Annotated in this window: 21 protein-coding genes and 1 pseudogene; 9 read left to right on the plus strand and 13 right to left on the minus strand. The window is 73.2% G+C overall.

Features of this window, described 5'->3' with window-relative positions:
• Positions 1–41 precede the first annotated feature (41 nt).
• On the plus strand, positions 42–1040 hold the full coding sequence (gene thiS, locus VM324_05630) for a sulfur carrier protein ThiS (GenBank protein HVL98752.1): 999 nt from the start codon (positions 42–44) through the stop codon (positions 1038–1040).
• A gap of 355 nt (positions 1041–1395) precedes the next feature.
• Positions 1396–1689: a GYD domain-containing protein gene (locus VM324_05635; GenBank protein HVL98753.1), complete on the plus strand. Its 294-nt coding sequence runs from the start codon at positions 1396–1398 to the stop codon at positions 1687–1689.
• 343 nt (positions 1690–2032) lie between these two features.
• Here VM324_05635 and VM324_05640 read toward each other — a convergent pair whose 3' ends face one another.
• From VM324_05640 to VM324_05660, 5 genes and pseudogenes are all read right to left on the minus strand, one after another.
• Entirely contained in the window at positions 2033–3502 is a 1470-nt protein-coding gene (locus tag VM324_05640) for a hypothetical protein (GenBank protein ID HVL98754.1), read from the minus strand.
• 289 nt (positions 3503–3791) lie between these two features.
• Positions 3792–4000: pseudogene (locus VM324_05645) on the minus strand (hypothetical protein).
• 25 nt (positions 4001–4025) lie between these two features.
• Positions 4026–4904, minus strand: coding sequence for a DUF1353 domain-containing protein (locus VM324_05650; GenBank protein HVL98755.1), 879 nt, complete (start codon positions 4902–4904; stop codon positions 4026–4028).
• 152 nt (positions 4905–5056) lie between these two features.
• Positions 5057–5563: a hypothetical protein gene (locus tag VM324_05655; GenBank protein HVL98756.1), complete on the minus strand. Its 507-nt coding sequence runs from the start codon at positions 5561–5563 to the stop codon at positions 5057–5059.
• A 25-nt stretch (positions 5564–5588) separates the two neighbouring features.
• The gene (locus tag VM324_05660) at positions 5589–5894 is read right to left on the minus strand and encodes a hypothetical protein (protein ID HVL98757.1); all 306 of its coding nucleotides are present in this window, start codon (positions 5892–5894) and stop codon (positions 5589–5591) included.
• Between the two features lie 30 nt (positions 5895–5924).
• Between VM324_05660 and VM324_05665 the strand changes: the two genes are divergently transcribed.
• Together VM324_05665 and VM324_05670 are read left to right on the plus strand one after the other, a co-directional pair.
• The gene (locus tag VM324_05665) at positions 5925–6113 is read left to right on the plus strand and encodes a hypothetical protein (protein HVL98758.1); all 189 of its coding nucleotides are present in this window, start codon (positions 5925–5927) and stop codon (positions 6111–6113) included.
• Between the two features lie 373 nt (positions 6114–6486).
• Positions 6487–6756, plus strand: a complete 270-nt coding sequence (locus VM324_05670; GenBank protein HVL98759.1) for a PGPGW domain-containing protein — start codon at positions 6487–6489, stop codon at positions 6754–6756.
• A gap of 108 nt (positions 6757–6864) precedes the next feature.
• On the opposite strand, the gene nrfD is transcribed toward VM324_05670, so the two are convergent.
• From nrfD to fdh, 3 genes are read right to left on the minus strand one after another with little or no spacing between them, the layout of a single operon-like run.
• Positions 6865–7863: an NrfD/PsrC family molybdoenzyme membrane anchor subunit gene (gene nrfD, locus VM324_05675; GenBank protein HVL98760.1), complete on the minus strand. Its 999-nt coding sequence runs from the start codon at positions 7861–7863 to the stop codon at positions 6865–6867.
• An 11-nt stretch (positions 7864–7874) separates the two neighbouring features.
• Entirely contained in the window at positions 7875–8819 is a 945-nt protein-coding gene (locus VM324_05680) for a 4Fe-4S dicluster domain-containing protein (GenBank protein HVL98761.1), read from the minus strand.
• 11 nt (positions 8820–8830) lie between these two features.
• A complete protein-coding gene (fdh, locus tag VM324_05685) occupies positions 8831–12085 on the minus strand; it encodes a formate dehydrogenase (protein HVL98762.1) in 3255 nt (1084 codons plus the stop codon).
• A 154-nt stretch (positions 12086–12239) separates the two neighbouring features.
• Here fdh and VM324_05690 point away from each other — a divergent pair, with 154 nt between their 5' ends.
• Both VM324_05690 and VM324_05695 read left to right on the plus strand, forming a co-directional pair.
• Positions 12240–13301 (plus strand): NAD-binding protein, encoded by a 1062-nt coding sequence (locus VM324_05690; protein HVL98763.1) that lies wholly within the window; start codon positions 12240–12242, stop codon positions 13299–13301.
• Positions 13302–13348: 47 nt separating this feature from the next.
• Positions 13349–15301, plus strand: a complete 1953-nt coding sequence (locus VM324_05695) for a S9 family peptidase (protein ID HVL98764.1) — start codon at positions 13349–13351, stop codon at positions 15299–15301.
• Positions 15302–15312: 11 nt separating this feature from the next.
• Here VM324_05695 and VM324_05700 read toward each other — a convergent pair whose 3' ends face one another.
• The 3 genes from VM324_05700 to VM324_05710 all read right to left on the minus strand — a co-directional run bounded on the left by VM324_05700 (position 15313) and on the right by VM324_05710 (position 18210).
• Entirely contained in the window at positions 15313–16056 is a 744-nt protein-coding gene (locus tag VM324_05700) for a cation transporter (GenBank protein HVL98765.1), read from the minus strand.
• 82 nt (positions 16057–16138) lie between these two features.
• Positions 16139–17173 (minus strand): glycosyltransferase, encoded by a 1035-nt coding sequence (locus VM324_05705; GenBank protein HVL98766.1) that lies wholly within the window; start codon positions 17171–17173, stop codon positions 16139–16141.
• Entirely contained in the window at positions 17170–18210 is a 1041-nt protein-coding gene (locus VM324_05710; GenBank protein ID HVL98767.1) for an iron-containing redox enzyme family protein, read from the minus strand. Before VM324_05710 ends, VM324_05705 begins: the two co-directional genes overlap by 4 nt.
• Before the next feature lie 100 nt (positions 18211–18310).
• Between VM324_05710 and VM324_05715 the strand changes: the two genes are divergently transcribed.
• The 3 genes from VM324_05715 to VM324_05725 all read left to right on the plus strand — a co-directional run bounded on the left by VM324_05715 (position 18311) and on the right by VM324_05725 (position 21535).
• A complete protein-coding gene (locus tag VM324_05715; GenBank protein HVL98768.1) occupies positions 18311–19087 on the plus strand; it encodes a class I SAM-dependent methyltransferase in 777 nt (258 codons plus the stop codon).
• A 129-nt stretch (positions 19088–19216) separates the two neighbouring features.
• Positions 19217–20257, plus strand: a complete 1041-nt coding sequence (locus VM324_05720; protein HVL98769.1) for an iron-containing redox enzyme family protein — start codon at positions 19217–19219, stop codon at positions 20255–20257.
• A gap of 816 nt (positions 20258–21073) precedes the next feature.
• Positions 21074–21535 carry a hypothetical protein gene (locus VM324_05725; protein HVL98770.1) on the plus strand — a complete coding sequence of 154 codons (462 nt, stop codon included), beginning with the start codon at positions 21074–21076 and terminating at the stop codon, positions 21533–21535.
• A gap of 39 nt (positions 21536–21574) precedes the next feature.
• Here the strand turns inward: VM324_05725 and VM324_05730 are convergent, their stop codons facing one another.
• Positions 21575–21754, minus strand: coding sequence for a hypothetical protein (locus VM324_05730; protein ID HVL98771.1), 180 nt, complete (start codon positions 21752–21754; stop codon positions 21575–21577).
• A 261-nt stretch (positions 21755–22015) separates the two neighbouring features.
• The gene (locus VM324_05735) at positions 22016–23182 is read right to left on the minus strand and encodes a GuaB3 family IMP dehydrogenase-related protein (GenBank protein HVL98772.1); all 1167 of its coding nucleotides are present in this window, start codon (positions 23180–23182) and stop codon (positions 22016–22018) included.
• Positions 23183–23273 lie beyond the last annotated feature (91 nt).

Consider the following 23273-nt stretch of genomic DNA (forward strand, 5'->3'; position numbering starts at 1 on the left):
GCCCCCTTCTCCCCCGCCCGCTTCGCCATCGAGGCGATCCGATGAACGTTGTCGTGAACGGCCAGGACCGCGCCGTACCCGACGGCGCGACCGTCGCGGACCTCGTCGCCGAGCACGGCCCGGCGGCCGCTGGCGACCGCATCGCCGTCGCGGTCAACGGCGAGGTCGTGCCCCGCCGCGCGTGGGCCACCACCCCCGTCGCCGACGGTGACCGCGTCGAGCTGCTCGCCGCCATCCAGGGCGGCGCCGGCGACCCCCCGACCGACGAGGACCCGCTCGTCATCGCCGGCGAGAAGCTGTCCTCGCGGCTCGTCCTCGGCACCGGCGGGGCGTCGAGCCTGGAGGCGCTCGAGCAGGCGGTCGTCGCCTCCGGCACCGCGATGGCGACGGTGGCGCTGCGCCGCGTCGACCCCGCGGCGAAGGGCTCGGTCCTCGACGTCCTCGACCGCTGCGGCGTGCGGGTCCTGCCCAACACCGCCGGGTGCTTCACCGCCCGCGACGCGGTGACGACCGCCCGGCTGGCCCGCGAGGCCCTGTCGACCGACTGGGTGAAGCTCGAGGTGATCGGTGACGACCGCACGCTGCTGCCCGACCCCGTCGAGCTGCTCGACGCCGCCGAGCAGCTCGTCGACGACGGCTTCGTCGTCCTGCCCTACTGCGGCGACGACCCGGTCGTCGCCCGCCGCCTCGAGCAGGTCGGCTGCGCGGCGGTCATGCCGCTCGGCTCGCCGATCGGATCGGGCGGGGGGATCCGCAACCGCGCCAACCTCGCCATGATCGTCGAGCGCGCCGGCGTCCCGGTGATCCTCGACGCCGGCATCGGCACCGCCAGCGACGCCGCCCTGGCCATGGAGCTCGGCTGCGACGGGGTGCTGCTCGCCAGCGCGGTCACCCGCGCCCAGGAGCCGGCGATGATGGCCGAGGCGATGCGCGCCGCGGTGCGCGCCGGGCGTCTCGCCCGCCGCGCGGGGCGCATCCCCGTCAAGCTCTACGCCGAGGCGTCGACGCCTTTCCAAGGACTGCCGGAGTTGTCGAGCTGACCCCGTGCCGCCGGCACATCGGCGTGAGCCTGCACGGGCGGGGCGACGCAGCAGACTTAAGAGCGGGGTGCGCTTGCGCAGCAGGTGATCGGTCTCGGCGAGGACCGGCGAGGACCGGCGAGGGGATGAGCGCCTGGCGTCCCAGCCCGACGGGCAGGGCGGGTCGCCGAGTAGGACTCGTACCCCGGCGGACGATCGGGAGCACTCGGTTGCGGCGGGGCCGGGACCACGTCGGGTTGTCCGGCTTGCCCCACTGGAACCGGGCTCGCGCAGGTCCGAAGATGGAGCGACGAACCGCCGTGAGCTGCGCAGAAAGCACCGGCGTGCCGATGCGGCGGAGGCAAGGGGGCAGGGCATGGTCACGTACGTATCGCTCATCAACTGGACCGATCAGGGCATTCGCAGCTTCACCGACACGGTGAAGCGGGCGAGGGAGTTCCGCAGCCTCGCCGAGAGCAACGGCGGGCAGGTGCGCGAGCTCCTGTGGACCGTCGGCGAGTGCGACATCGTCGCGGTCGTCGACTTCCCGGACGAGGAGACCGCCACTGCGCTGCTGCTGAAGGTCGGAGCCCTCGGCAACGTCCGCACCCGCTCCATGCGCGGCTTTGACGAGGAGGCGATGGAGCGCATCATCGCCAAGGCGGGCTAGACGACCCCTGGGCGCGGCTCAAGGGGACTCGGCGGGGCGGCGGACCGGGTAGAGAGTCCCCGGGTTCCCGGGTCGTACAAGCCCAGCACCTCGCTGCTGGTTCAGCGTCCGGGACCGGCGGTGATACAGGTCCTCGTCCGGTCCCTCGGCAAGACCGTAGACCTGGGTGCCGTACGGGATGCCGCTGCGCATCCCGAGCAGCTGGCGAATCGTCGCCTGCGGTCGAGCGGAAAGCCGGACACGTCGTCGCTGAGGGGTCGTCGGCGCCCGGCGTGCACGAGGATCAGGCCCGCAACCGCGACTGATCTCAGGCCAGTCGGCCCCGGGCAGCGGCGGGCAGCGCTCAGGCTGATTCGGCGGGGCGGCGGACGGGATACATGTTCCCGGGACTCCAGGGGTCGTACAGCCCGAGCACCTCCCGGGCACGGATGCGCCGCAGCTCGACGTCGACGGGGCCGGCGAAGCCGTCGCCCTGCACGCGCCAGCGTCCGCCCACCTCATGGACGTTGGGGAAGCGGTCGGCCAGCTCCTGGCGCGCGGAGGCGCGCTGCGCCGCGGTGCCGCGTCGGGTCCGCTCGACCAGCCGCAACGCCATGTTCGCGACCCGGTTGTACTCGGCGGCGAGCTTGGTCTTCATCTGGCCGGCGGTCTTCTGACCCGAGCCGTGCCCGAGGAAGATGTCCTCGCCCTCCTGCCTCCTGATCAGCACGGCGTTCTCCAGGCGCCAGGCGTTGCCGACGTTCTCGTTGATGGCGTCGTAGCCGGGGTGGTTCCAGAAGTAGACGTGGTCGCCGATCACGAGGTCCCGCGGCGACGACGGCACCACCTGCTGCAGGCTTCCCAGACCCGGCCGGCCTGCAGCGGGCAGGTCGAGGTCGTCGAACATGTTCCAGCGCAGCTCGATCTGGTCAGGGCCGAATGCCGCGATCCGCGCGTTGAACGCCGGCTTTCCGAGGGAGGCCATGAACGCGCGGAAGTGGACCAGCGACACGAGGTAGTCGCAGTGCAGCAGGCTGCGCCGGTGGGGCGGTTGCGGCACGAACAGGTTCATGATCGCGTCCCACGGGTCTGTCCTGCCCGTGGGTGTGAGCCGCCAGCTGTAGTCGTCGGGGTCGCCGTAGACGGTGTGCCGCTCCCCGCGTGGAAGCCGACGGATCTCTGCGCGCTTGGCCGGGTCGCGGCGCTCGTCGTAGTCGTCGGGGGGCAGGGGCTGCCACGAGTCCTTCGCGGTGAAGTTGACCCGCGGTCCCCAGTAGAGCGCCGGGCCGGTGAACGGATAGCCGAATGCGCGAAGGCCTCCGCGGGAGGCGCGCTGGGAGCTCTGCATCACGTCCGACATCGTCACGCGCTTGACGAGCTCGCTCTGCAGCTCGTCCTCGGTCGCGAACGTGAACGGGTCGCTGGCCGCTGCCATGTCGCTGAGGACGAGCGCCGCCACCCGGCGTTGCCGGCCGCGGGGGAACCGTCCCCGGACGAACGCCTGGCGTTGCGCGCGGGTCATGGCCGTGGGGGTCACGGCGGGGGGCGACACGACGAGGACGCGTCGCTGCACGCTTGCCGTGCCCCCCGAGGCGGCGGCTGGGGCGAGCAGCCGCTGGACCGCCTGGTTGCCGGCCGTCCCTTGCAGCTGCAGTGCCACGCCTTCCCGCACCGCCCTGTCACCCTGCCGCGCAGCGCGCACCCACTCGGGCAGGACCCCCCGGCTGGGCATCCCCGGGCGTGCCGGCGGGCGCGGTTGCGACACCCCCGGTGCTCGCGCTTGCCGGGTGACCCGCGCGGCAGTCGGCATGAGCTCCTCCGTGGGCGCCAGCAACAATCGCGCTCCTGGATAGCACCTCGGCGTCCAGGGCGACAGTGTCATCGCGGCAGGCCGCAGGTGCCAGCAACACCGTCCGAAGGCGCCATGAACAGTGCCCGAAGGGGCACAGCCCGGGAACGCGTGCACGGCCGGGGGCCCGAGCCAGTTCTTGGCGGTGAGCACGACATCCGCCGCCCGATGGTGCCGACGAGGACGAACCTGCTGGGTCTGGTGAAGGTCGGCGGCCGTGGCTGGCATGGCCCGAAACCCCTGCCGGCTAGCCGGCCGCCGCGGCGAACAGTCAGCGGCGGCGCGCGTCGACGACGCGGTCGGCGATCATGCCCATCGCCTCTTCGAGGGCGATCTCCTCCCACTCGGTGGCGTACGGGCGGCGGTACCTCACCTTCCGCGCCCGCAGGTCCTCGTGACGAGGTTCTTGCTCGCGGCTCCCTTCGGGCAGAGCTTGCCGCGCGAGATCGGGCTGTCGTAGTCGCGCTCGACACCGACGACCTCTGTCCTCCTCACCCGGCTGCCTCTGCTACCCGCCAGCCAGGCGCTGCACGACCCGGGACGACGGCACGCGCTCCCTGCGCCGGCCGAAGACGAGCAGCAGCAAGGCGATGAGCTCCTCGATGAGCCAGTAGATCCCGTAGGAGACGACCGCGACGGCCATCGGCCAGGCCGTCAGGGCGAGCGACGGCCCGAGCACGAGGCCGAACCGGAAGCGCCTGAACCACGTCGCGGCGTACAGCAGCGTGCCGAGCCCGCCGACGCCCGCAAAGTGCAGCAGCTCCCGGCTGAAGGTGGCCTCCTCGACGTCCCAGAGGAACTTCACCCCGCGCGCGAGGACGCGCAGGCCCGGGATCGAGTCGGGGACGAAGCTGTAGCTCGCAAGGGTCGGGAAGTCGAGGACGGCAGGCAGGAGGAACAGTCCCATGACGCTGAACGCGAACAGGCCGACCATCACGCGGACGCGGTCGGCGATCGGGTTTCGCCCTTCGCCCTTCATCAGCGTGCGCACGCTGACGGCGCCCCACATGACCCACCGGCGCAGGAACTTCACGCCGAGGTACTGCATCGCCTCCCGGAAGATCCGGTCGGCTTCCTCCGCGCCTACCTGCGGGCCCAGGTAGTTCGGCTTCTCTCCGGGGTCGAGGATCATCGCGTCGTGGACGAGTGCGGCCGGGGTATGACGCCCGTCCTTGGGGACCAGCCATGCCGCGAACGTGGGCACCGACGCGAGATCGGTCTCGAACTCCTCCTCGAGCCGGGCGGGGATGGTCCAGATGCGCCCGTCCTCGTGCACGTAGCGGAACTGGTTCGTCAGCAGGTACGTGCCGTCGCGTCCGTCCACGCGCTGCAACACGAACTTCGCCGGCGCGTCCTTGTCCGCTGCGTAGTAGCCCTGCTCGAGCATGGCGCGTCCCCCTCCTGTCGACAGTGGACGGCTCCCGAACCGTCCCCCGGCGCCCGCACGCCTGATCTGGTCGAAAGTGTGCTCCTGCGCGCAGCAGATGACAAGCACGAATCGGGCAAGGGGGACGGCTCCGGGCGGTTGAGTGCGGAGTTCTACTGGCAGGCGAAGTCGGAGCGCGGACACTTTCCCGGTAGGCCCGGCGCGCAGGCAGCCGGTGATCGGTTCCATCGACGCGCCGCGAGCGCGACGAGGACCTCGCAGCGCTCGGCGTCGCCCATCCCCGCAGCGTCGACCTTCAGTGCTGCACGGTAGAGCCGGACACCCTCTTCGTAGGCGAGGCGCCGGACGGCCTCGGCGGCGGCGCGGACCATCCACCTGCGGGCGGTTGCGGCCTCGCCGTAGGGCGCGAGCACCGACCAGTGCCAGGCGATGTCGGCAAGGGGGTCGGAGAGGTTGGCGGCGAACCGTTGTTCCATCGCCTCGGCGACACGGCGGTGCAGCGCGGCCTGTCCGGAGGTGGTCAGCGACGCGGCGATAGCGTCGCGGGTGAGCGCGTGCACGAACCGGTAGTCGCCTGCGTCGCCCACCCGGTCGAGAAGGCCGTGCTCGACGGCTTCGTCGATGAGGGGAAGGCACTGCCCGACGGGCGCGTCGAGCACCGCGGCGAGGAGCGCGACCGAGAAGTCACGTCCGAGGATGGCCGCCGCCTGCGCCAGCCTGCGGCAGTCGGGCGAGACACGGTCGAGCCGCCCCCGGCACGACGTCGAGCACCGTCCGCGGCGGACGGTCCGGAAGCCAGGTGCCGTTCGCGCTCGCGGCTGCCACCTCGCGGACGAACAGCGAGTTGCCGGCGGTCACCTCGAGCACCGCGCGGGGATCCGCCGCCGACTCGGCCGCGCTGACGCTGGCGAGTACAACGCGCACCTCCGCGAGGCCGAACCCGCGTAGGTCGAGACGCTGCACTCCCGGTGACCGGAGCAGGTCGGGCATGACCCGGGGGAGCGCACTCGCCGGCGCGTGATGACGGAAGGCAGCGAGCACGAGCAGACGCGCACCGAGAAGGTGGTTGGCGAGGTGGGCGAGGAGCCGCAGCGACGGCTCGTCCGCCCAATGGATGTCGTCGAGGATGACGAGGAGGCCCGTCCTGTTCGCCGCGCCGCGCAGGGCCTGGGTGACGGCGTCGAAGAAGCGGAAACGGTCCTCGGGTGACGCGACGTCACCCCCACGGGGACGTCGTGGTCAGTCCCCAGCGAGCGGAGTACCTGGAGCCATGGCCAGAAGGCCGGCGCCCCCTCGGCCTCCCGCACCGTCCCCACACGACGGCGGTGCCCCCGGCGAGCGCGACGCCGGCGAGCTCCTGGGCGAGGCGCGTCTTGCCGATCCCCGGCTCACCTGGCAGAGGACGAGCCGGCCATCCCCCTGGCGGGCAGCATCGAGCCATGCGCGCAGGGCGTCGAGCTCGTCGCGTCGGCCCACGATCCCGTCGTCGGCGACCTGCCCGGAACCCCCCGTCCAGGGCGCGCAGCAGTGCGGGGATCTTGTTCGGCGGCTTCGTGGCGGTCGAGCCGATAGCGTGGGGTCGATGGGTGACGACACGGACCGCATCCGGGTGAGGCTGGCGAACCGCCGCTGGGATACGCGGCGGGTGGTGGTCACGGTGATCGGCTTCACCGTGGTGCTGCTCGGACTCGTGATGCTCCTGCTGCCTGGACCGGGCGTCCTGCTGGTCGTGTCGGGCTTTGCCATCCTTGCGACGGAGTTCATGTGGGCCTGGCGCGCGCAGCGCTTCGTGCAGGCCAAGGCGCGTCGCGCCGGCCGCCGCGCGCGGCGCTGGGGGTCCCGCCAGACCTGAGCGGGCGGTTGCTCCGGGCCGCTGCGGTCTTGCGGCAGCCGCGACGGCGCGAGAGGCTCGCTCGACCATGGACGGCCGGACGCCGGCACGGTGGCGCCTGCGCTTCAGCTAGGTGTGCTCCGCTCGTTGTTCATCGCCGCTCGCGTCCCCTGTCTCGGCCAGCCGACGGCGCTGGGTGGTGACGACGTACTTCGGGTCGGCGGTTCCCTGAAAGCCCGCCCGATACACCGCCCAGCGCTGACAGAAGGAGCCGGCGAGCAGCGCGACCGCGCCCAGCCGCCGCAGCGGCAAGCGGTTGGCTCCCCCGGCCGCGACGAGGGCGGTACCGGCCGCGGTGCACGACTTGGCGAGCTTCGCCCACCGTCCGGCGTCGCCCTCGTGGTAGGGCTCGGCGAGGGACCCGAGACGCCGCTCCATGACCTCCTCGGCACCGAGCTCGATTACGGCGCCGGCGAGCGCGAGCCGCCGCGCCGGCTCCTGCTCCCCTTCGGGAGCGAGCAGCAGCGCCGCCGCCCCGGCCGATGCGGCGGCGGAGCCACCGAACAGAAACGGCAGCTCCCGGCGTGCCTCGTGCCACACGGGGACGGCGGTGTTCGCGAACAGCACCGCGGTGTAGGTGGCCATGCCGAACCCGAGCGCCGAGCCGACCCGCTGGGCGAGACGGCGCAGCCCCGGCAGGCGCCCGATCTCGTCGAGGCCCGCCGCGGCCGCCGCCGCCGGGGAGAACGCCGCGAGGATCCACGAGCCGACCGACAGCGGCGACGTGGGCTTGAAGACCCGCAGCATGTGGTGGAACCGCCCCGGCACGCCGAGGTCGGCGACGAGCAGCGGCGGGCCGGCCAGCGCGGCGGCCGCCGCGGTTCGCCGGGCCGCCCGTGCGAGCCCGCGCCTGCCGGTCAGCTCCGCCGCCTCGGCGAGCGCCTCCGACAGCCCGCCGAGCCCGCCGACGAAGACGTAGACCGGGACCTCCCACGTCCACGCGGGGGCCTGGAGGATCGGACGCCCGTGGTAGCTGCGGACCTCGGCGGGGGGGACCATCGCCCCGCGCGGGGACTTCAGCTGCTGCGCCGGCGCGCCGGCCCCGAGGTCGACCGATGGGGTGGGCACGGAACCCTCGCTCATCGACGCCGCGCACCGCCGGCCACCGCGGAGGCCACGGTGAGCGCCAGCGCCGCCGCCGCACCGAGCGCCGACAGCCACTCCGACTTCAGGTGCTTGGTCGCCACGACCGGGTCCGGGGGCAGCCCGTACACCTCCGGCTCGTCGAGCAGCAGGAACAGCGCCCCGGTCCCGTCGACGCCCGCCGCGTCGTCCTCACCGTCGCCGTAGACGTGCGCGCCGGCGAAGCCCATCGCGGTGACCTGCGCGAGACGGGTCTCGGCCATCTCGCGCATCGCGTCGAGCGAGCCGAAGCTGATGCTGTCGGTCGGGCAGACCTTCGAGCAGGCGGGCTGGTCACCGGTGCGCAGCCGGTCGTAGCACATCGTGCACTTCCACGCCTTGCCGTCCGTCTCCCGCCGGGAGATGACGCCGTACGGGCAGCCGACGACGCAGTAGCCGCAGCCGTTGCAGATGTCGGGCTGCACGACGACCGAGTCGAACTCCGTCTTGAACAGCGCACCGGTCGGGCAGTTGTCGAGGCAGCCCGCCGTCGTGCAGTGCTTGCAGACGTCGGACATCATGAGCCACCGGAAGCCGTCGGCCACGAGGTCCTGGGCGTGGTGCTCGATCGCCGCGGTGTGGGCTATCTGCTCGGCCCCCCGCAGCCGAGCGGGCTGCTCGATGAAGGCGACGTGGCGCCACGCGTCGGCCGACAGGTGACCGGTGTTGTCGTAGGAGTGCCCGGTGAAGTCCCACTTCGTCTCCGGGACGTCGTTCCACTCCTTGCAGGCGACCTCGCACGCCTTGCACCCGATGCACACGGTTGTGTCGGTGAAGAACGCCATGCGGGGACGGCGGTCCTCGTCGGCGTACCCGGGCGCCCGGGAGGCCGCGCCCGCGACCGGCAGGGGCGCGTAGCCGGTCGCCTCGTTGCCGGTGCGGTCGGGGCGGTCGCCGAGCATGCGCCTGCCCCTCACCGGTCGACCTGCCCGGGCCCCGCCGCCGCGCGCGCGGCGCGCAGGCGCCCGTGCTCGGCCGGCCAGCGCGCGACGAGCTGCAGGAGCTCGGGTCCCCGGGGGCGGCGGCCGGCGACGATGTCGCAGGTGGCGGCCTTGGCCTCCTGGATATGCACGTTCGGGTCGACGACGACGGGGAACAGGTCGTTCGCGGAGTCTCCGGTCACCAGACCGTTCGCGCCCCAGTGGTAGGGCAGGCCGACCTGGTGCACCGTCGCGCCCTGCACGTCGAGGGGCTTGAGGCGCTCGGTGACGAGCACGCGTGCCTCGATCGCCGTGCGGGCGGTGACGATCGTCGCCCACTGGCCGTTGCGCAGACCCCGTTCCCTGGCGAGCTGGGGGGACACCTCGCAGAACATCTCCGGCTGCAGCTCGGCGAGGTGCCCGACCATCCGGCTCATGCCCCCCGCGGTGTGGTGCTCGGTCAGCCGGTAGGTCGTGACGACGTAGGGGTAGGCGCCCGACGCCTGCCCGTCGGCCGGGTGGTAGGGGTTCACCGGTTCGGTGTAGCGCACCCGCGCGGGGTTCGCCCGCTGCCCGTAGAGGCGGTTGGCGAACGGGGACTCGTGCGGTTCGTAGTGGGTGGGCAGCGGGCCGTCGGTCAGGCCCGACGGCGCGAACAGCCAGCCGCGCCCGTCGGCCTGCATGATGAACGGCTCGTCCCCGGCGATGCTGTCGGGCCCGGTGGCGCCCTCGGGCGGGCGGTAGCCCGGCGGCTTCGTGACCGGGAAGTCGGGGACGTCGAGGCCGGTCCAGCGCCCCTCGGCCTCGTCCCACCACACGTACCTCTTGCGCTCCGACCAGGGCCTGCCCTGGGGGTCGGCGGACGCGCGGTTGTAGAGCATCCGGCGGTTCGCCGGCCACGCCCAGCCCCATTCCCGCGGTGCGTCGCCCTGCTCGTGCCAGGGTGTGCGGCGCGCGGTCTGGTTGAGCCCGCCGGCGAAACAGCCGCAGTAGATCCAGCATCCGCAGGCCGTGGACCCGTCCGCCTGCAGCTCGGTGAAGCTCGACAGGGGGTTGCCCTCCCAGTCCCAGCCGTTGATCTCCAGCAGCACCACCTCGGGGTCGGGGTCGCCGTAGCGGCCTTCGAGGGGATAGGTCCACGTGAGGTCGAGCACCGCGCGGTCCCGCGGGTCGTCGGAGTCGGCGAGCTTGGCGCGGATGATGCGCCCGAGGTGGTAGACGAACCACAGGTCGCTGCGCTGGTCCTCCCGGGGTTCGACGGCCTTGAACCGCCACTGCAGGAGCCGCTCGGTGTTCGTGAAGGTCCCCGCCTTCTCGACGTGGGCGGCGGCGGGCAGGAGGAACACCTCGGTGGCGATCTGCTGCGTCACGAGCTCGCCGGTCTCGACCTCCGGGGCGTCCTTCCAGAACGCGGCGCTCTCGATCTCGAACAGGTCGCGCACGACGAGCCACTCGAGCTCCGCCAGGGCGAGCCGGTGCATCCGGCCGTTCGCCGAGCCGACCGCGGGGTTCTCCCCGAACAGGAAGTAGCCGGCCACCTTCCCGTCGAGCATGTCGAGCGTCGTCGGGTAGGTCGAGTGGTCACCCGAGATCCGCGGCAGGTAGTCGAAGCAGAAGTCGTTCTCCGGCGTCGCCGCGTCCCCCCACCAGGCCTTCAGCAAGCTCACGAGGTAGGTGTCCATCGCGCCCCAGAAACCCGTCGGCGCCGCGTTGCGGCGCACGTAGTCACGGTAGTCCGCGTAGCCCTGGGCGTTGGGCATGGGGATGTAGCCCGGCAGAAGGTCGTAGAGCGTGGGGATGTCCGTCGAGCCCTGGATCGACGCATGGCCGCGCAGCGCCATGATCCCGCCTCCCGGCCGGCCGATGTTGCCGAGCAGCAGCTGGATGATCGCCGCGGTGCGGATGTACTGGACGCCGACCGTGTGCTGCGTCCAGCCGACCGCATAGCAGAACGCCGCGGTGCGCTCGCGCCCGCTGTTGTCGACGAGGAGCTTCGCGACCTCCAGGAACAGCTCCCTCGGCACCCCGCAGGTCTCCTCGACGAGCTCCGGGGTGTACCGGCGGAAGTGCTTCTTCAGGACCTGGTAGACGCACCGCGGGTGCTGCAGCGACGGGTCGCGCTCGGCCGTAGCGGCGCCCTCGACCTCCGAGCCCTGCGCGCCGACGCTCTGCGGCGTGCTCGCCTCCTGCTCTCGCCGTCCGGCGGCGCTCGCCACCGTCATGCCCTCGTACGCCCAGCTGGAGACGTCCTCGTACGCGCCGGTTTCGGGGTTCCATCCGGAGAAGACCCCGTCGAGGTCCTCGGTGTCCTGGAAGTCCTCCGAGATTATCGTCGCGGCGTTCGTGTACGCGACGACGTACTCGCGGAAGTCCGCCTCGTTGGACAGGACGTAGTTGACGATGCCGCCGAGGAAGGCGATGTCGCTGCCCGCCCGCAGGGGGACGTGGAGGTCCGCCGTCGCGCTCGTGCGCGTGAACCGGGGATCGACGTGAACGACCGTCGCACCCCGGCGCTTGGCCTCCATGACCCACTGGTAGCCGACCGGATGGCACTCGGCCATGTTGCTGCCCTGGATGACGATGAGGTCAGCGTTTGCGAGGTCCTGCTGGAACGACGTCGCGCCACCCCGTCCGAAGGAGGTCCCCAGACCGGGGACCGTCGAGCTGTGTCATATGCGGGCCTGGTTCTCGACCTGCACCGCGCCGAGCGCGGTGAACAGCTTCTTGATGAGGTAGTTCTCCTCGTTGTCGAGCGTCGCCCCTCCGAGCGAGGCGAGTCCCGTCGTGCGCCGAAGGGGGACCCCGTGCTCGTCGGTGTCCTGCCAGTAACGCCGGCGTGCGTCTATCACCCGGTCGGCGATCATGTCCATCGCCTCGTCGAGGGGGAGGTCCTCCCATTCCGTGGCGTGCGGGCGCCGGTAGCGCACGGTGCGCAGCCGCTGATCGCTCGTGACGAGGTTCTTGCTCGCCGCGCCCTTCGGGCAGAGCCTGCCGCGCGAGATCGGGCTGTCGTAGTCGCCCTCGACCTGGACGACCCCGTCGTCCTTGACGAAGACCCGCTGGCCGCAACCCACCGCGCAGTACGGGCACACGGACTGCACGACGCGGTCGGCGTCGACGAGGAGGGAGGACAGGTCCTGCGACCTCGGCGACTGCGCCGCCTGCCCCCGCCCCAGGACGTCCCCGGTGGTGACCTGGCGCACGACGGGCCACCGCGCGATGGCCCGGCCGAGCGAACGAAACGGCATGGCCTCTCCTCGCACGGGTCCAGCGCGACGCCCGTACCCACCTGCCGCTGCCGGCGAAACGTCGCTCGTCGCAGCCGCGACCCAGAGGTGGGGCGGGGTCGGGCGCGGGGGCGAGCCGTCGCACGGCTCCGTCCGCGGCACTAGCCTTCCGCGGGTGCCTCGAGACGATCACTCCACCCGGACGGTTGTCGCCGTCCGCTTTCCCCGGGCCGACCTCCGCCCGTTGGCGGCGGTGGCGCGACGGGTGGGCGTGGCGATCGCGCTCGTGCTGCTCATCGCGGCGGTCGTCTACGCCGACCGCGGCGGCTACACCGACGACGTCGACGGCGAGGTCGGCCTGCTCGACGCGCTCTACTACGCCACGGTCAGCATCACCACCACGGGCTACGGCGACATCACGCCCGCCAGCCCGCGGGCGCGTCTGCTCACCGCGTTGATCGTCACCCCGGCACGGGTGGCGTTCCTCATCCTGCTCGTCGGCACGACCCTGGAGATCCTGACCGAGCGCTCACGTGAGGCGCTTCGCCTGCAACGCTGGAGGAAACGGGTGCGCGACCACTACGTCGTCTGCGGTTTCGGCACGAAGGGACGCAGCGCCGTGGACGTCCTCCTCGGCCGCGGCGTCGAGCGATCCGACATCGTCGTGGTCGACGAGGGCCGGGACGCGGTCGAGGCGGCGACCGCCGCGGGCCTCGTTGCCGTGCACGGCAGCGCCGCACGCGCCGCCGTCCTCCACGAGGCGGGGGTGCCCGTGGCCTGCGCGGTGATCGTGGCCCCGGACCGCGACGAGGCGTCGGTCCTCATCACCCTCACCGCCCGGGAGCTCAACGCCGACGCGGCGATCGTCGCCGCCGTCCGCGAGGAGGAGAACGCCCACCTGCTCCGACAGGGCGGCGCCGATGCGGTCATCACCTCGGCGGAGGCCTCGGGGCGCCTTCTCGGCATGGCGACCCAGCATCCCCGCCTCGTCGACGTCGTGGAGGACCTCCTCACCGCCGGTGAGGGCCTCGACATCGGCGAGCGTTCCGTCCGCGACGAGGAGATCGAGGCGGGCCGTCCGCTCGTCGATGCCGGCGAGCTCGTCGTCGCGACCATCCGCGACGGCCAGACGGTGCCCTTCACCGAGATGCGCGCCCGGGACCTGCAGCGCGGGGACCGCCTCGTCATCCTCTGCGTGAGCGAGGAGCCGCGCGGTCCGGGCACCCTGCGACACTGATCGCTGCGGACCGGGCATGCGCCGGGCGCTGTGGGTAGCGTCTGCCCATGCACGCCGACGATCTCGCCCTGCTGCGCCTGCCCGGCGACCCGACGGTCGCGCCCGACGGCACCCGGGTCGCCTACGCCCTCACCCGCCTCGACCTCGACGAGGACGCCTACCGCAGCACCATCTGGGTGGCGCCCGTCGACGGCGGCCCGCCCCGGCGGTTCACGCACGGACCTCGGGACACGAGCCCCCGCTTCTCCCCCGACGGCCGCTGGATCGCCTTCCTGCGGGCCGGCGGCGACGGACCGGCGCAGGTGCACGTCATGGCAGCCGACGGCGGCGAGCCGCGGAAGGTGAGCGAGCACCCGCTCGGGGCGAGCGCGCTGGCCTGGAGCCCCGACGCGACGCGGCTCGCCTACGTCGCACGGGTGCCGGAGGAGGGCCGGTACGGCACCGACCCGGATGTGCCGCCGGAGAAGGAGCCTCCGCGGCGGATCACCACCCTGAAGTACCGCATCGACGACGTCGGTTTCACGATCGACCGGCGCACTCACGTGTTCGTCGTCGACGCGCTCGTCGACGGCGCCGAGCCCCTGCAGCTCACGCGTGGCGACTTCGACCACGCCGACCCGACCTGGCATCCCGACGGCCGCTCGGTCGCCTTCGTGTCGGCGCGCCACGCCGGCCGTGACCTCGACCTGGCAAGCGACGTGTTCGTCGCCCGTGCCGACGAGCCGGACGCCGCCCGCGCGATCACCGACACGCGCCGTCTCCTGGCCCGGCCCGCGTTCACGCCGGACGGCGAGCACGTCGTCTTCGCCGCGCCGGAGGAGCTGCCGCACGGGGACACGGTTGGGCTGTGGTCGGTGCCCGCCGACGGCTCGGCACCGCCCCGGCGCCTGACCGGCGCCGGGCGCCACGACGTCGCCCACCACAGCGGTCGCGGCGCGCAGCAGCTCATCACCGATCCCGACGGCGGCGTGACGACCGTGCGCCTGCACCGCGGCGCGGTCCAGCTCGTCCGCTTCGACGCCGCGGGCGACCCCGAGGTCGTCGTCGGGGGGCCCCGGCAGGTGCTCGGGTACGCCGCGGGCGGGGGGACGGTGGCCGCGGTGGTCGCGGACGCGACGAGCGCCGGAGAGGTCGTGGTCCTCACCGGCGAGGGGAAGCGAATCCAGGCCGGCGAGGGCGAGCGGGTCCTCACCGACCACGGCGTCGAGCTCGCGAGCAGTGCCGCGCTTGGCGGCATGGAGGAGATCACCGCGACGGCACCGGACGGCTACCCCGTCCACGGATGGGTGACGAAGCCCACGGGGGCCGGCCCCCACCCCGTCGTCCTGCAGATACACGGGGGACCCCACGCACAGTACGGCTACGCCCTCCACGACGAGACGCAGGTCATCGCCGGCGCCGGCTACGCCGTCGTCTACGGCAACCCGCGAGGCTCCTCCGGCTACGGGCGGGCCCACGGCCGGGCGATCATCGGCGACTTCGGCGGTGTCGACCGCGACGACGTGCTCGCGCTGCTCGACGCGGCGCTCGCCGAACCCGACCTCGACGCCACGCGGGTCGGGGTCATGGGTGGCTCCTACGGCGGCTTCCTCACCGCGTGGCTGCTCGGCGAGACGGACCGGTTCGCCGCCGCCATCGTTGAGCGCGCGCTGGCCGCGCCCGACAGCTTCCTCGGCTCGAGCGACATCGGCCCGCACTTCCTCGACGGCTACTTCGGCCGGGAGCCGCAGCGCCTCACCGCGCAGTCGCCTTTGGCGAGGGCGGACAAGATCAGCACGCCGACGCTCGTCGTGCACGCCGAGCAGGACTGGCGCTGCCCCGTGGAGCAGGGGCAGCGCCTGTACGTCGCGCTGCGGCGCAACGGCACCGACGCCGAGCTGCTCCTGTTCCCCGGTGAGGGCCACGAGCTGTCCCGGTCGGGGCTGCCGAGCCACCGCGTCGCCCGGTTCGCGGCCATCCTCGACTGGTGGGGGCGCCACCTCACCGACCCCGCCGACTAGAACGCGGGGCGCTAGGTGAGCAGTGTCGCCTCGGGGAGGTCGGGCTCGATGTACATGACGCGAGCGATGGGCAGTCGCTCGCGCACCCGGCGCTCCGCGTCGTCGATGACCTCCACGACACCGGCGAAGTCGAGGTCGCCGTCGAGCTCCACCTTCGCAGCGACGAGCAGCTCCTCCGGGCCGAGGTGCTGGGTCTTCAGGTGCAGCAGCCGGCGGACGCCGGGGCTGGCCTCGATCGCCTGCCTGATGGCGACCACGTCTCGGGCGGTCGCCGCCTCACCAAGGAGGAGGCTCTTCATCTCCGCGGCCAGCACGACGGCGATCACCGCGAGCAGGGCGCCGATGGCAAGGGTCGCGTACGCGTCCCACGCCGGGTCGCCGGTCACGACGACGAGCCCCACACCGATCAGCGCGATCACGAGTCCGAGCAGGGCACCGAGGTCCTCGAGGAGCACCACCGGCAGCTCGGGCATCTTCGCCTGGCGCACGAACGCCCACCAGCCCTTGCCCTCGCGCACGGCGTTGGCCTCCCCGACCGCGGTCCGAAACGACCACGTCTCGAGCCCGCGCCTGGCCTGCCGGCCTCCGAGCAGCAGCAGCGCCTGGTTGCCGCTGTCGGCGACGGAGTGGATGGCCTCCGCGAGCAGAGCGCTCGACCGGGTGATGAGAAAGCCCGCGAACTTCGCCACCGCGATGCCGAGGTTGGCGAAAAGGGCGGCGACGATCGCCTTGGTCCCGTGCCCCTGTCCCGCCACCCGGTCATGGTACGCCCGGCTTGCCAGGCGCCGTAGCCGAAGAGTGCAGGAGAAGCAAGCCTTCTGGGGCCCGGCTGCGGTCTCACCTCGTGGCGCCGACGGGGCCCGTGGTCGGCGGGGCGCCCGTGGGAGGGGGCTGCTCCCCGGCCGCGAGGCGAGCGCGGATGACGCGCTCGGGGTTGGCGGCGCGCCCCAGCCGGCCGTCGCCGTAGCGCACCCCGCCGGCGACGACGCGCGCGGCGAGGGCCGCCCAGGCGCAGACCCCGCGCTCGAGCACCCAGGCGGGTGCGAACAGGGTCGTCGAGGGCGGGAACACGGCGGCCCCGCCGTGGCGGCGGCGTCCCCGCTCGGCGAGCAGCGTCGCACCGAGCGCCGCGACCCCGAGCCCGCGCAGGCCGTTGCGGCGCGCGATGGCCGCGAGCGCGGGCAGGATCGCGAGCTCGATCGCGAGCCGCCCTGGCTGGGCGAGGCTGTCGTAGGCCTGCCGCACCCGCTGGTTGAGGAAGTGGGCGGCGGTGGGGGGCTCGCGGCGCACGAACAGGTCCGGCGCGGAGCGCACGACACCGCCGGCCGCCCGCACCGTGCGCAGCAGCTCGAGGTTCTCGAACAGCACGTCGGGATCGTAGCCGCCCGCGGCGACGAGCACGGGGCGCCGCACGCCGAGCGTGCCCGGGTAGTCGTACCCGACGGCCCGGTTGAGCAGCGTGCGGGCGGTGTCCCACCGGGCGTGCCACGGCAGCGGGACGAAGTAGTTCTGCGGCACGACGGCGTCGGCGTGCGCGAGCCGGGCGACCACCGCCCGCAGCTCCGCGACGCCGTAGCGCACGTCGTCGTCGGCGATGACCACGGCGTCGTTGTGCGCGTGCCGCAGCCCCGTGAGGACGCCCGGGACCTTGCCGTTCGCCCCGGCCAGGTCGAGGTCCACGCCGACGTGCACGACGGTCGACGGCCACGCGGCCTCGTGGGCGGCGAACACGTCCGAAGCGGACGCGTCGACGACGACGACCTCGACGACCTCGGCGAGGCCGGCAAGGTAGCCGGCGAGGTCCGCGCGCGGGGCCGCGGACTTCAACGGCAGGAGGTAGGTGGCGTCGAGGCGCGCCGGTGCGCCGCTCACGACCTCTGCAGCGGCGCGAGCAGCGACGTCCGGCCGGCGGCCCAGGATCCTAGGAGGTGGTCGGTGAACCGGCCCTCGAGCGCGGTGACGGCGAGCGCGCCGAAGACGACGTCGGCGCGCAGGTGCGGCTCGTCACGGACGAGACCGCCGGCGAGGTCCCGGGCGGCCACCGTCTGGTGGTGCGCGTCGGCGACGACGTGGACGTCGTAGAACAGCCGCGCCCACGGACCGAACCCGTGTCGCCCGAGCGCGACGGAGTAGCGCCCCATCGGCTCCACCGACGTCATCTCGAACATCGCGAGATGCCCGACGAGGGCGCCGCGCCAGCGGCGGTGCAGCCCGAAGTAGGAGACGAGGTTGACCGTTGCGAGCGTCACCCCGGGCAGCACGTCGACGTACGCGCCGTAGGCGGCGTCGAGCCCGAGCTCGCGCAGGCTGAGGGCGAAGAGCTCGGCGTGCATGTCCTTCTGCACGCCCTGGCCGTACTCGTCGGCCTGGATCTCCACGAGGGCCGCCTTGCTCGCCCCCGCGAGCCGGGGCAGGGCCCAGCTGTGGGGGTCCGCCTCCTTCAGCTGGTACGCCGAGCGGTGCACGGAGAACTCAAGCAGCTGCTCGAGCCTGCCGCGCTCCTCGAGGTAGCGTGACAGCGACGGTCCGCCGCCCGCGCCGGCGATGTCGTGGAGCCGCCCGACCGGGTCGTCCTCGTCGGGGACCGGTCCCACCACCTCCGCGAGGCGTGCGGCGAAGCGCTCCTCGAGCTGCCCGCGGAACGCGAGCAGTGGCGCCTCCCACTCCCATCGATCGTCGACGCCCGCGAAGCCGCGGTAGTGCAGCTCGTAGCAGCAGTAGAGCGCGAGCGCGCTGTCGTCGCCGTCGAGCGGGTCGTCGGCGGGGGCGGGCGGGGGCGCGAGCGGGCCGGGACGGTCCTGCAGGGCGTCGAAGAGGAACGCGGTGAGCGGCCCGCGCGGTCGTGGGAGCGGCGGAGGGTCGAGTGGTCCCGACCGGAGCAGTCCGAGCTCCTGGGGGGTGACCACCACTGCGACTCCTCTCCGCCCACGTTCGCAACGCGCCTTTCCCTTAGCGCGCCGCCCTTCGTACCCTTGCGCCCGCCCGTCGAACCACTGAGGAGGCCCCGCGATGGCAGAGCACGACCCCGGTGCGTACGGCAGACACGCCGCAAGCGACTACGACGACCTCACGGCGCTGCTCGTGCAGGACACGGCGGCCACCGTGGAGGCGCTCGTCGAGCTCGCCGACGGCGGACCGGTCGTGGAGTTCGGCATCGGCACCGGCCGGCTCGCCCTGCCGCTGCGTGCGCGTGGCGTGGAGGTCGCAGGCGTCGAAGGCTCCGAGGACATGCGCGACCTGCTGCGGGCAAAGCCGGGAGGCAGCGACATCCCGGTGGAGATCGGCGACTTCGCGCACGCCCGCGTCCCCGGGGCGCACGCGCTCGTGGCGCTCGCGTTCAACACCGTCTACGCCCTGCCGTCGCAGGAGGCGCAGGTTGCCTGCTTCGCCAACGCCGCGGCCCATCTGCGGCCCGGGGGCCGCTTCGTCCTCGACGCCTGGCTGCCCGACCCGGGCGCCTTCCGCGGGCACCAGTCGGTGCGCACCCTCGCGGTGCGCGACGACGTCGTCGTCGTCGAGACGGCGCTGCACGACCCCGTCAACCAGCGCATGACGACGACGAAGGTGCGCTACCGAAACGGCGAGGTCCGCCTGTTCCCCGCGAACCACCGCTACGCGTGGCCGGGCGAGCTCGACCTCATGGCACGCCTCGCCGGGATGCACCTCGAGCACCGCTGGGGCGGCTGGACGCGCGAGCCGTTCACGGCCGACAGCACGATGCACGTCTCGGTCTACCGCCGCTCGGAGGAGGAGACGGGCGCGCGGCGCGACGCGCCGGCCGGCTAGGCGATCGGGCGCCGGGGCCCGCTCCCGGCTGTTGCCGTCCCCTCCACGGCGGCGGCATGCGCGGCACGCGCGTCGGGTACGGATGCGCGGTCGACGTCGTCCGCACCGCCTTGCCGTCTGGAGGAGCACGTGTCCCTCAACATCCAGGAGCTCGGCCTGCTCCGCCGCGAGCGGCGCCAGCGCCCCGCGCTGCCGTCCGCGCGCGGCCCGCTCACGGCGTTCCTGCTCGAGGCGTTGCGGCGCCCGGCGCATCCGCTGCCCGGGGCGCCCGCCGCCACCGACGACCCGCTCGACGGGGACGACAGCGCGCTCGCGCTCTACTGCTGCTACGAGCTGCACTACCGCGGCTTCGCGGGCGTCGACGAGGAGTGGGAGTGGGAGCCGACGCTGCTCGCCCTGCGCCGCCGCCTCGAGGCGGCGTTCGACGCGCGCGTCCGCGACGAGGTCGGACCGGTGGTGGAGCCCGATGACGTCACCGCGGGCCTCGAGCAGGTCCTGTTCTCCCACGGAGGGCCGTCGCTGTCCTCCTACCTCGCCGAGGAGGGCACACTCGAGCAGCTCCTCGAGTTCTCCGTGCACCGCAGTGCCTGGCAGCTCAAGGAGGCCGACGCGCACAGCTGGGCGATCCCGCGGCTGCACGGGGCCGCGAAGGCCGCGCTCGTGGAGATCCAGGCCGACGAGTACGGCCAGGGCGTGCAGAAGGACATGCACGCCGAACTCTACGCGCTGTGCCTCGAGGAGCTCGGGCTCGACGCGAGCTACGGCGCCTACGTCGACGTGCTGCCCGGCGTCACGCTCGCCACGGTGAACCTCGTCTCCTACTTCGGGCTGCACCGCCGCTGGCGCGGCGCGCTCGTCGGGCACCTCGCCGGCTTCGAGATGACGTCGGTGGAGCCCATGGCACGCTACTCGCTGGCTCTGAAGCGCCACGGTTTCGGCCAGTGGGCGCGGCTCTTCTACGACACCCACGTCGTCGCGGACGCGCACCACCAGACCGTCGCGGCGCGCGACCTCGCCGGTGGGCTCGTGCGCGCCGAACCGGAGCTGGCGCGCGACGTGGTCTACGGCGCGCAGGCGCTCACCGCCGTCGAGGCGCGCTTCACCCGCCACCTGCTCGCGGCGTTCACCGCGGGCCGCTCGTCGTTGCGTGCCCCCCTGCTCGTCGGCTGACGGGGTCGCACGACGCCTCGCCGACCTCCGCGCGCGGCGCGACCCCTCGGCTGCCGCACGCTGCGACGCCGTGCGCACGCTCATCGTCGTGTGCTCGAGCTCGCGGGGTGGCTCGAGCGTCTTCGGGGAGCTGCTGCGGGGCTGCGCCGGGCTGCTGCACTTCTCCGCCGAGATCAACCCCCACGTCGTGGTCGCGACGCTCGGGGACCCGGCGCGCAACCTCACCCCCGACCTCGTCGCCGACCCGACGCCGGTGGCGGGGCGGGAACCGGGCCTCTCCGTGCTCCGCGGGGAGCTCGGCCTCGACGCGGGGCGGCCCGTGGCCGGACCCGTCGCAGGGTTCGCCGGGCACGTCGCGTGGCGGCTCACCATGCAGTGGCCTGACGAGCCGATCGACCCGACCGCCGTCGCCGGCTGGGTGGACGACTCCCTGGCCGCATGCTGGCGGGGCCGCGACCGCTTCTTCCTCGCGCTCCTGCGCCGGGTGCGGGCGGCCCACCCGGCCGTGAGCCCCCATGCCTACGACCTCGACCGGGCGCTGCTGGCGGACGCCTTCCCGGACCCCCGCCCGTACCGGCCGCGGGAACCGGTCGTGGAGATGGCGCCGTTCGTCGTGCCCCGGCCGTGGGCCCCGGCGACCGAGCGCGAGCTCGCGAGCCTGCCGCTCGTCACGACGACGCCACGCAACGCGTTCCGCCTCGAGCTGCTCCAGAAGGCCTTCCCGAACGCCCGTCTGCGCGTCGTCCACCTCGTGCGCAACCCCGCGGCCGCGGTGAACGGGCTGCGCGACGGCTGGCTGCGGCCGGGTTCACGAGCGTGCGCGTCCCCTCGGGGCTGCGCGTCCCCGGCTACACCGACGTCGATCCCGACGGCGCCGACTGGTGGTGCTTCGACGTGCCCCCCGGCTGGCGGGAGTGGACCGACCGGCCGCTCGTCGAGGTCTGCGCGTTCCAGTGGCGTGCCGCCCACGAGGCCACGCTGCGCACCGTGGAGCGCCTCGGTCTCGACTACCACCGCGTCCGCTTCGAGGACGTCGTCGGCACGTCGAGCGAGCGGCGGGCGGCCCTCGAGGCGCTCGTCTCCTGGATCGGCCTCGACGCCGCCGACGCCGCCGCCCTGGCACGCCGTGACCTGCCGGTCGTCATGGCGACCGCGCCGCCGCGTCCCGGCCGCTGGCGGCAGCGGACAGCGCTCATCGAGCCCGTCGTGACCGATGGGCAGACCCTCGGCCTGGCCACCCGGCTGGGGTACGGGGCCGACCTCGCGACCTGGCGGTGAGCGGCTACGCGCTCCAGCAGCGAAGCGGTAACGCCCCCCTTACGCGCCCGCGGTCGCCACGGACGGGTCGATCGTCACGCTCGCTGCGCGGTTGACGATGGCGGTCGGCTCACCGCCGCACACCGGGCACGTGGGCGCCGGCGAGGTCTTGTCGAACCAACCCGCGCAGTAGAACCAGCGTTCGCACTCGTCACACAGGGCCCAGATCTCTGCGGCCACCTGCACTACCTCTCGCTCGCGTCCTGCGCGCCGGCGAACGCGTCAGGACAAACCAATGTGTTCACAGGGCCGAGGTCAAGGGCGCCGCCGCGTCTGCACAAGGGCGGAAACACGTTGTCGCGCAATATTGTCCCAGGGCGGCGGCGTCGTCAACACCTGTCTCCCGCACTTACCCGCTCGGGGGACGCGGATCACCCACAGGGGGAGGTAGGCGGTGGGCAGGCCATCCACGCCGGCGGGTTGCCGGGCGGAGAGGGGAGGTCAGCGGCGACCCATGCCGATGCCCTGCGCACGCTGGTAGTGCTTGCCCTCGGTCTGCAGCGAGGGGGCCACCATGACCTCCGCCCGCTGGAACTCCTTGATGCTCGCGTAGCCGCACGTGGCCATGGAGGTCCGCAGGGCGCCGAACAGGTTGAGGGTCCCGTCGTTCTCCATGGCCGGCCCGAGCAGGACCTCGCGCAGGCTGCCGATCTGGTCGACGCGGACACGCGCGCCGCGCGGGAGCTCGGGGTGGAAGGTCGCCATGCCCCAGTGGTAGCCGGCGCCGGGCGCCTCGGTGGCCCGCGCGAGCGGCGAGCCGAGCATGACCGCGTCGGCACCGACCGCGATGGCCTTCGCGATGTCGCCACCGGTGCGCATCCCGCCGTCGGCGATGATGTGCACGTACCGGCCGGTCTCCTCGACGTGGCGGCTCCGTGCGCCCGCGGCGTCCGCGATCGCGGTCGCCTGCGGCACGCCGATGCCGAGCACGCCCCGCGACGTGCAGGCGTTGCCCGGGCCCACCCCGACGAGGATGCCCGCCGCGCCGGTGCGCATGAGGTGCAGGGCCGAGGAGTACGACGCGCAGCCCCCGACGATCACCGGCAGGTCGTAGCGCGCGATGAAGTCCTTGAGGTTCAGCGGCTCGGAGGTGTTCGACACGTGCTCGGCGGACACCACGGTGCCCTGGATGACGAGGATGTCGAGGCCCGCCTCGAGCGCCGCGGCGTGGAAGCGCTCGACCTTCTGAGGGGTGAGGCTCGCCGCGGTGGTGATGCCCTCGGCCTTCATCTCGGCCACCCGCTGGCCGATGAGCTCGGTGCGCACCGGCTCCTTGTAGATCTCCTGCATCCGGGCCGTCGCGACCTCCGGGGCGAGCTCGGCGATCTCGGCGAGCACCGCGTCGGGGTCCTCGTAGCGGGTCCAGAGACCCTCGAGGTTGAGCACGCCGAGGCCCCCGAGGCGCCCGAGCTCGACCGCCGTGCGGGGGGAGACGACGCCGTCCATCGCCGCGCCGAGCACCGGCAGCGCGAACTCGTAGGCGTCGATCTGCCAGGAGATGTCGACGTCCCCGGGGTCGCGGGTGCGCCGGGACGGGACGATGGCGATGTCGTCGAAACCGTAGGCCCGCCGCCCGCTCTTGCCGATGCCGATCTCGATCTCCGCCACGCCGGCCTCATCCTCCGAGTCGAAATGGTCACACCCGACCGCGGGGCCGGCCGGGTGCCGCTGCGCTTGGGGGAAGAGCCCCATTCTACAG

The organism is Egibacteraceae bacterium (assembly GCA_035540635.1).
Classification (GTDB): Bacteria; Actinomycetota; Nitriliruptoria; order Euzebyales; family Egibacteraceae; genus DATLGH01.

Excerpts from the sequence above, each read along its gene's own strand:
- thiS (HVL98752.1), top strand. The coding sequence starts at position 42 with ATGAACGTTGTCGTGAACGGCCAGGACCGCGCCGTACCCGACGGCGCG.
- VM324_05635 (HVL98753.1), top strand. The coding sequence starts at position 1,396 with ATGGTCACGTACGTATCGCTCATCAACTGGACCGATCAGGGCATTCGC.
- VM324_05650 (HVL98755.1), bottom strand. The coding sequence starts at position 4,904 with ATGCTCGAGCAGGGCTACTACGCAGCGGACAAGGACGCGCCGGCGAAG.
- VM324_05660 (HVL98757.1), bottom strand. The coding sequence starts at position 5,894 with ATGCCCGACCTGCTCCGGTCACCGGGAGTGCAGCGTCTCGACCTACGC.
- VM324_05665 (HVL98758.1), top strand. The coding sequence starts at position 5,925 with ATGACGGAAGGCAGCGAGCACGAGCAGACGCGCACCGAGAAGGTGGTT.
- VM324_05670 (HVL98759.1), top strand. The coding sequence starts at position 6,487 with ATGGGTGACGACACGGACCGCATCCGGGTGAGGCTGGCGAACCGCCGC.
- VM324_05680 (HVL98761.1), bottom strand. The coding sequence starts at position 8,819 with ATGCTCGGCGACCGCCCCGACCGCACCGGCAACGAGGCGACCGGCTAC.
- VM324_05695 (HVL98764.1), top strand. The coding sequence starts at position 13,349 with ATGCACGCCGACGATCTCGCCCTGCTGCGCCTGCCCGGCGACCCGACG.
- VM324_05715 (HVL98768.1), top strand. The coding sequence starts at position 18,311 with ATGGCAGAGCACGACCCCGGTGCGTACGGCAGACACGCCGCAAGCGAC.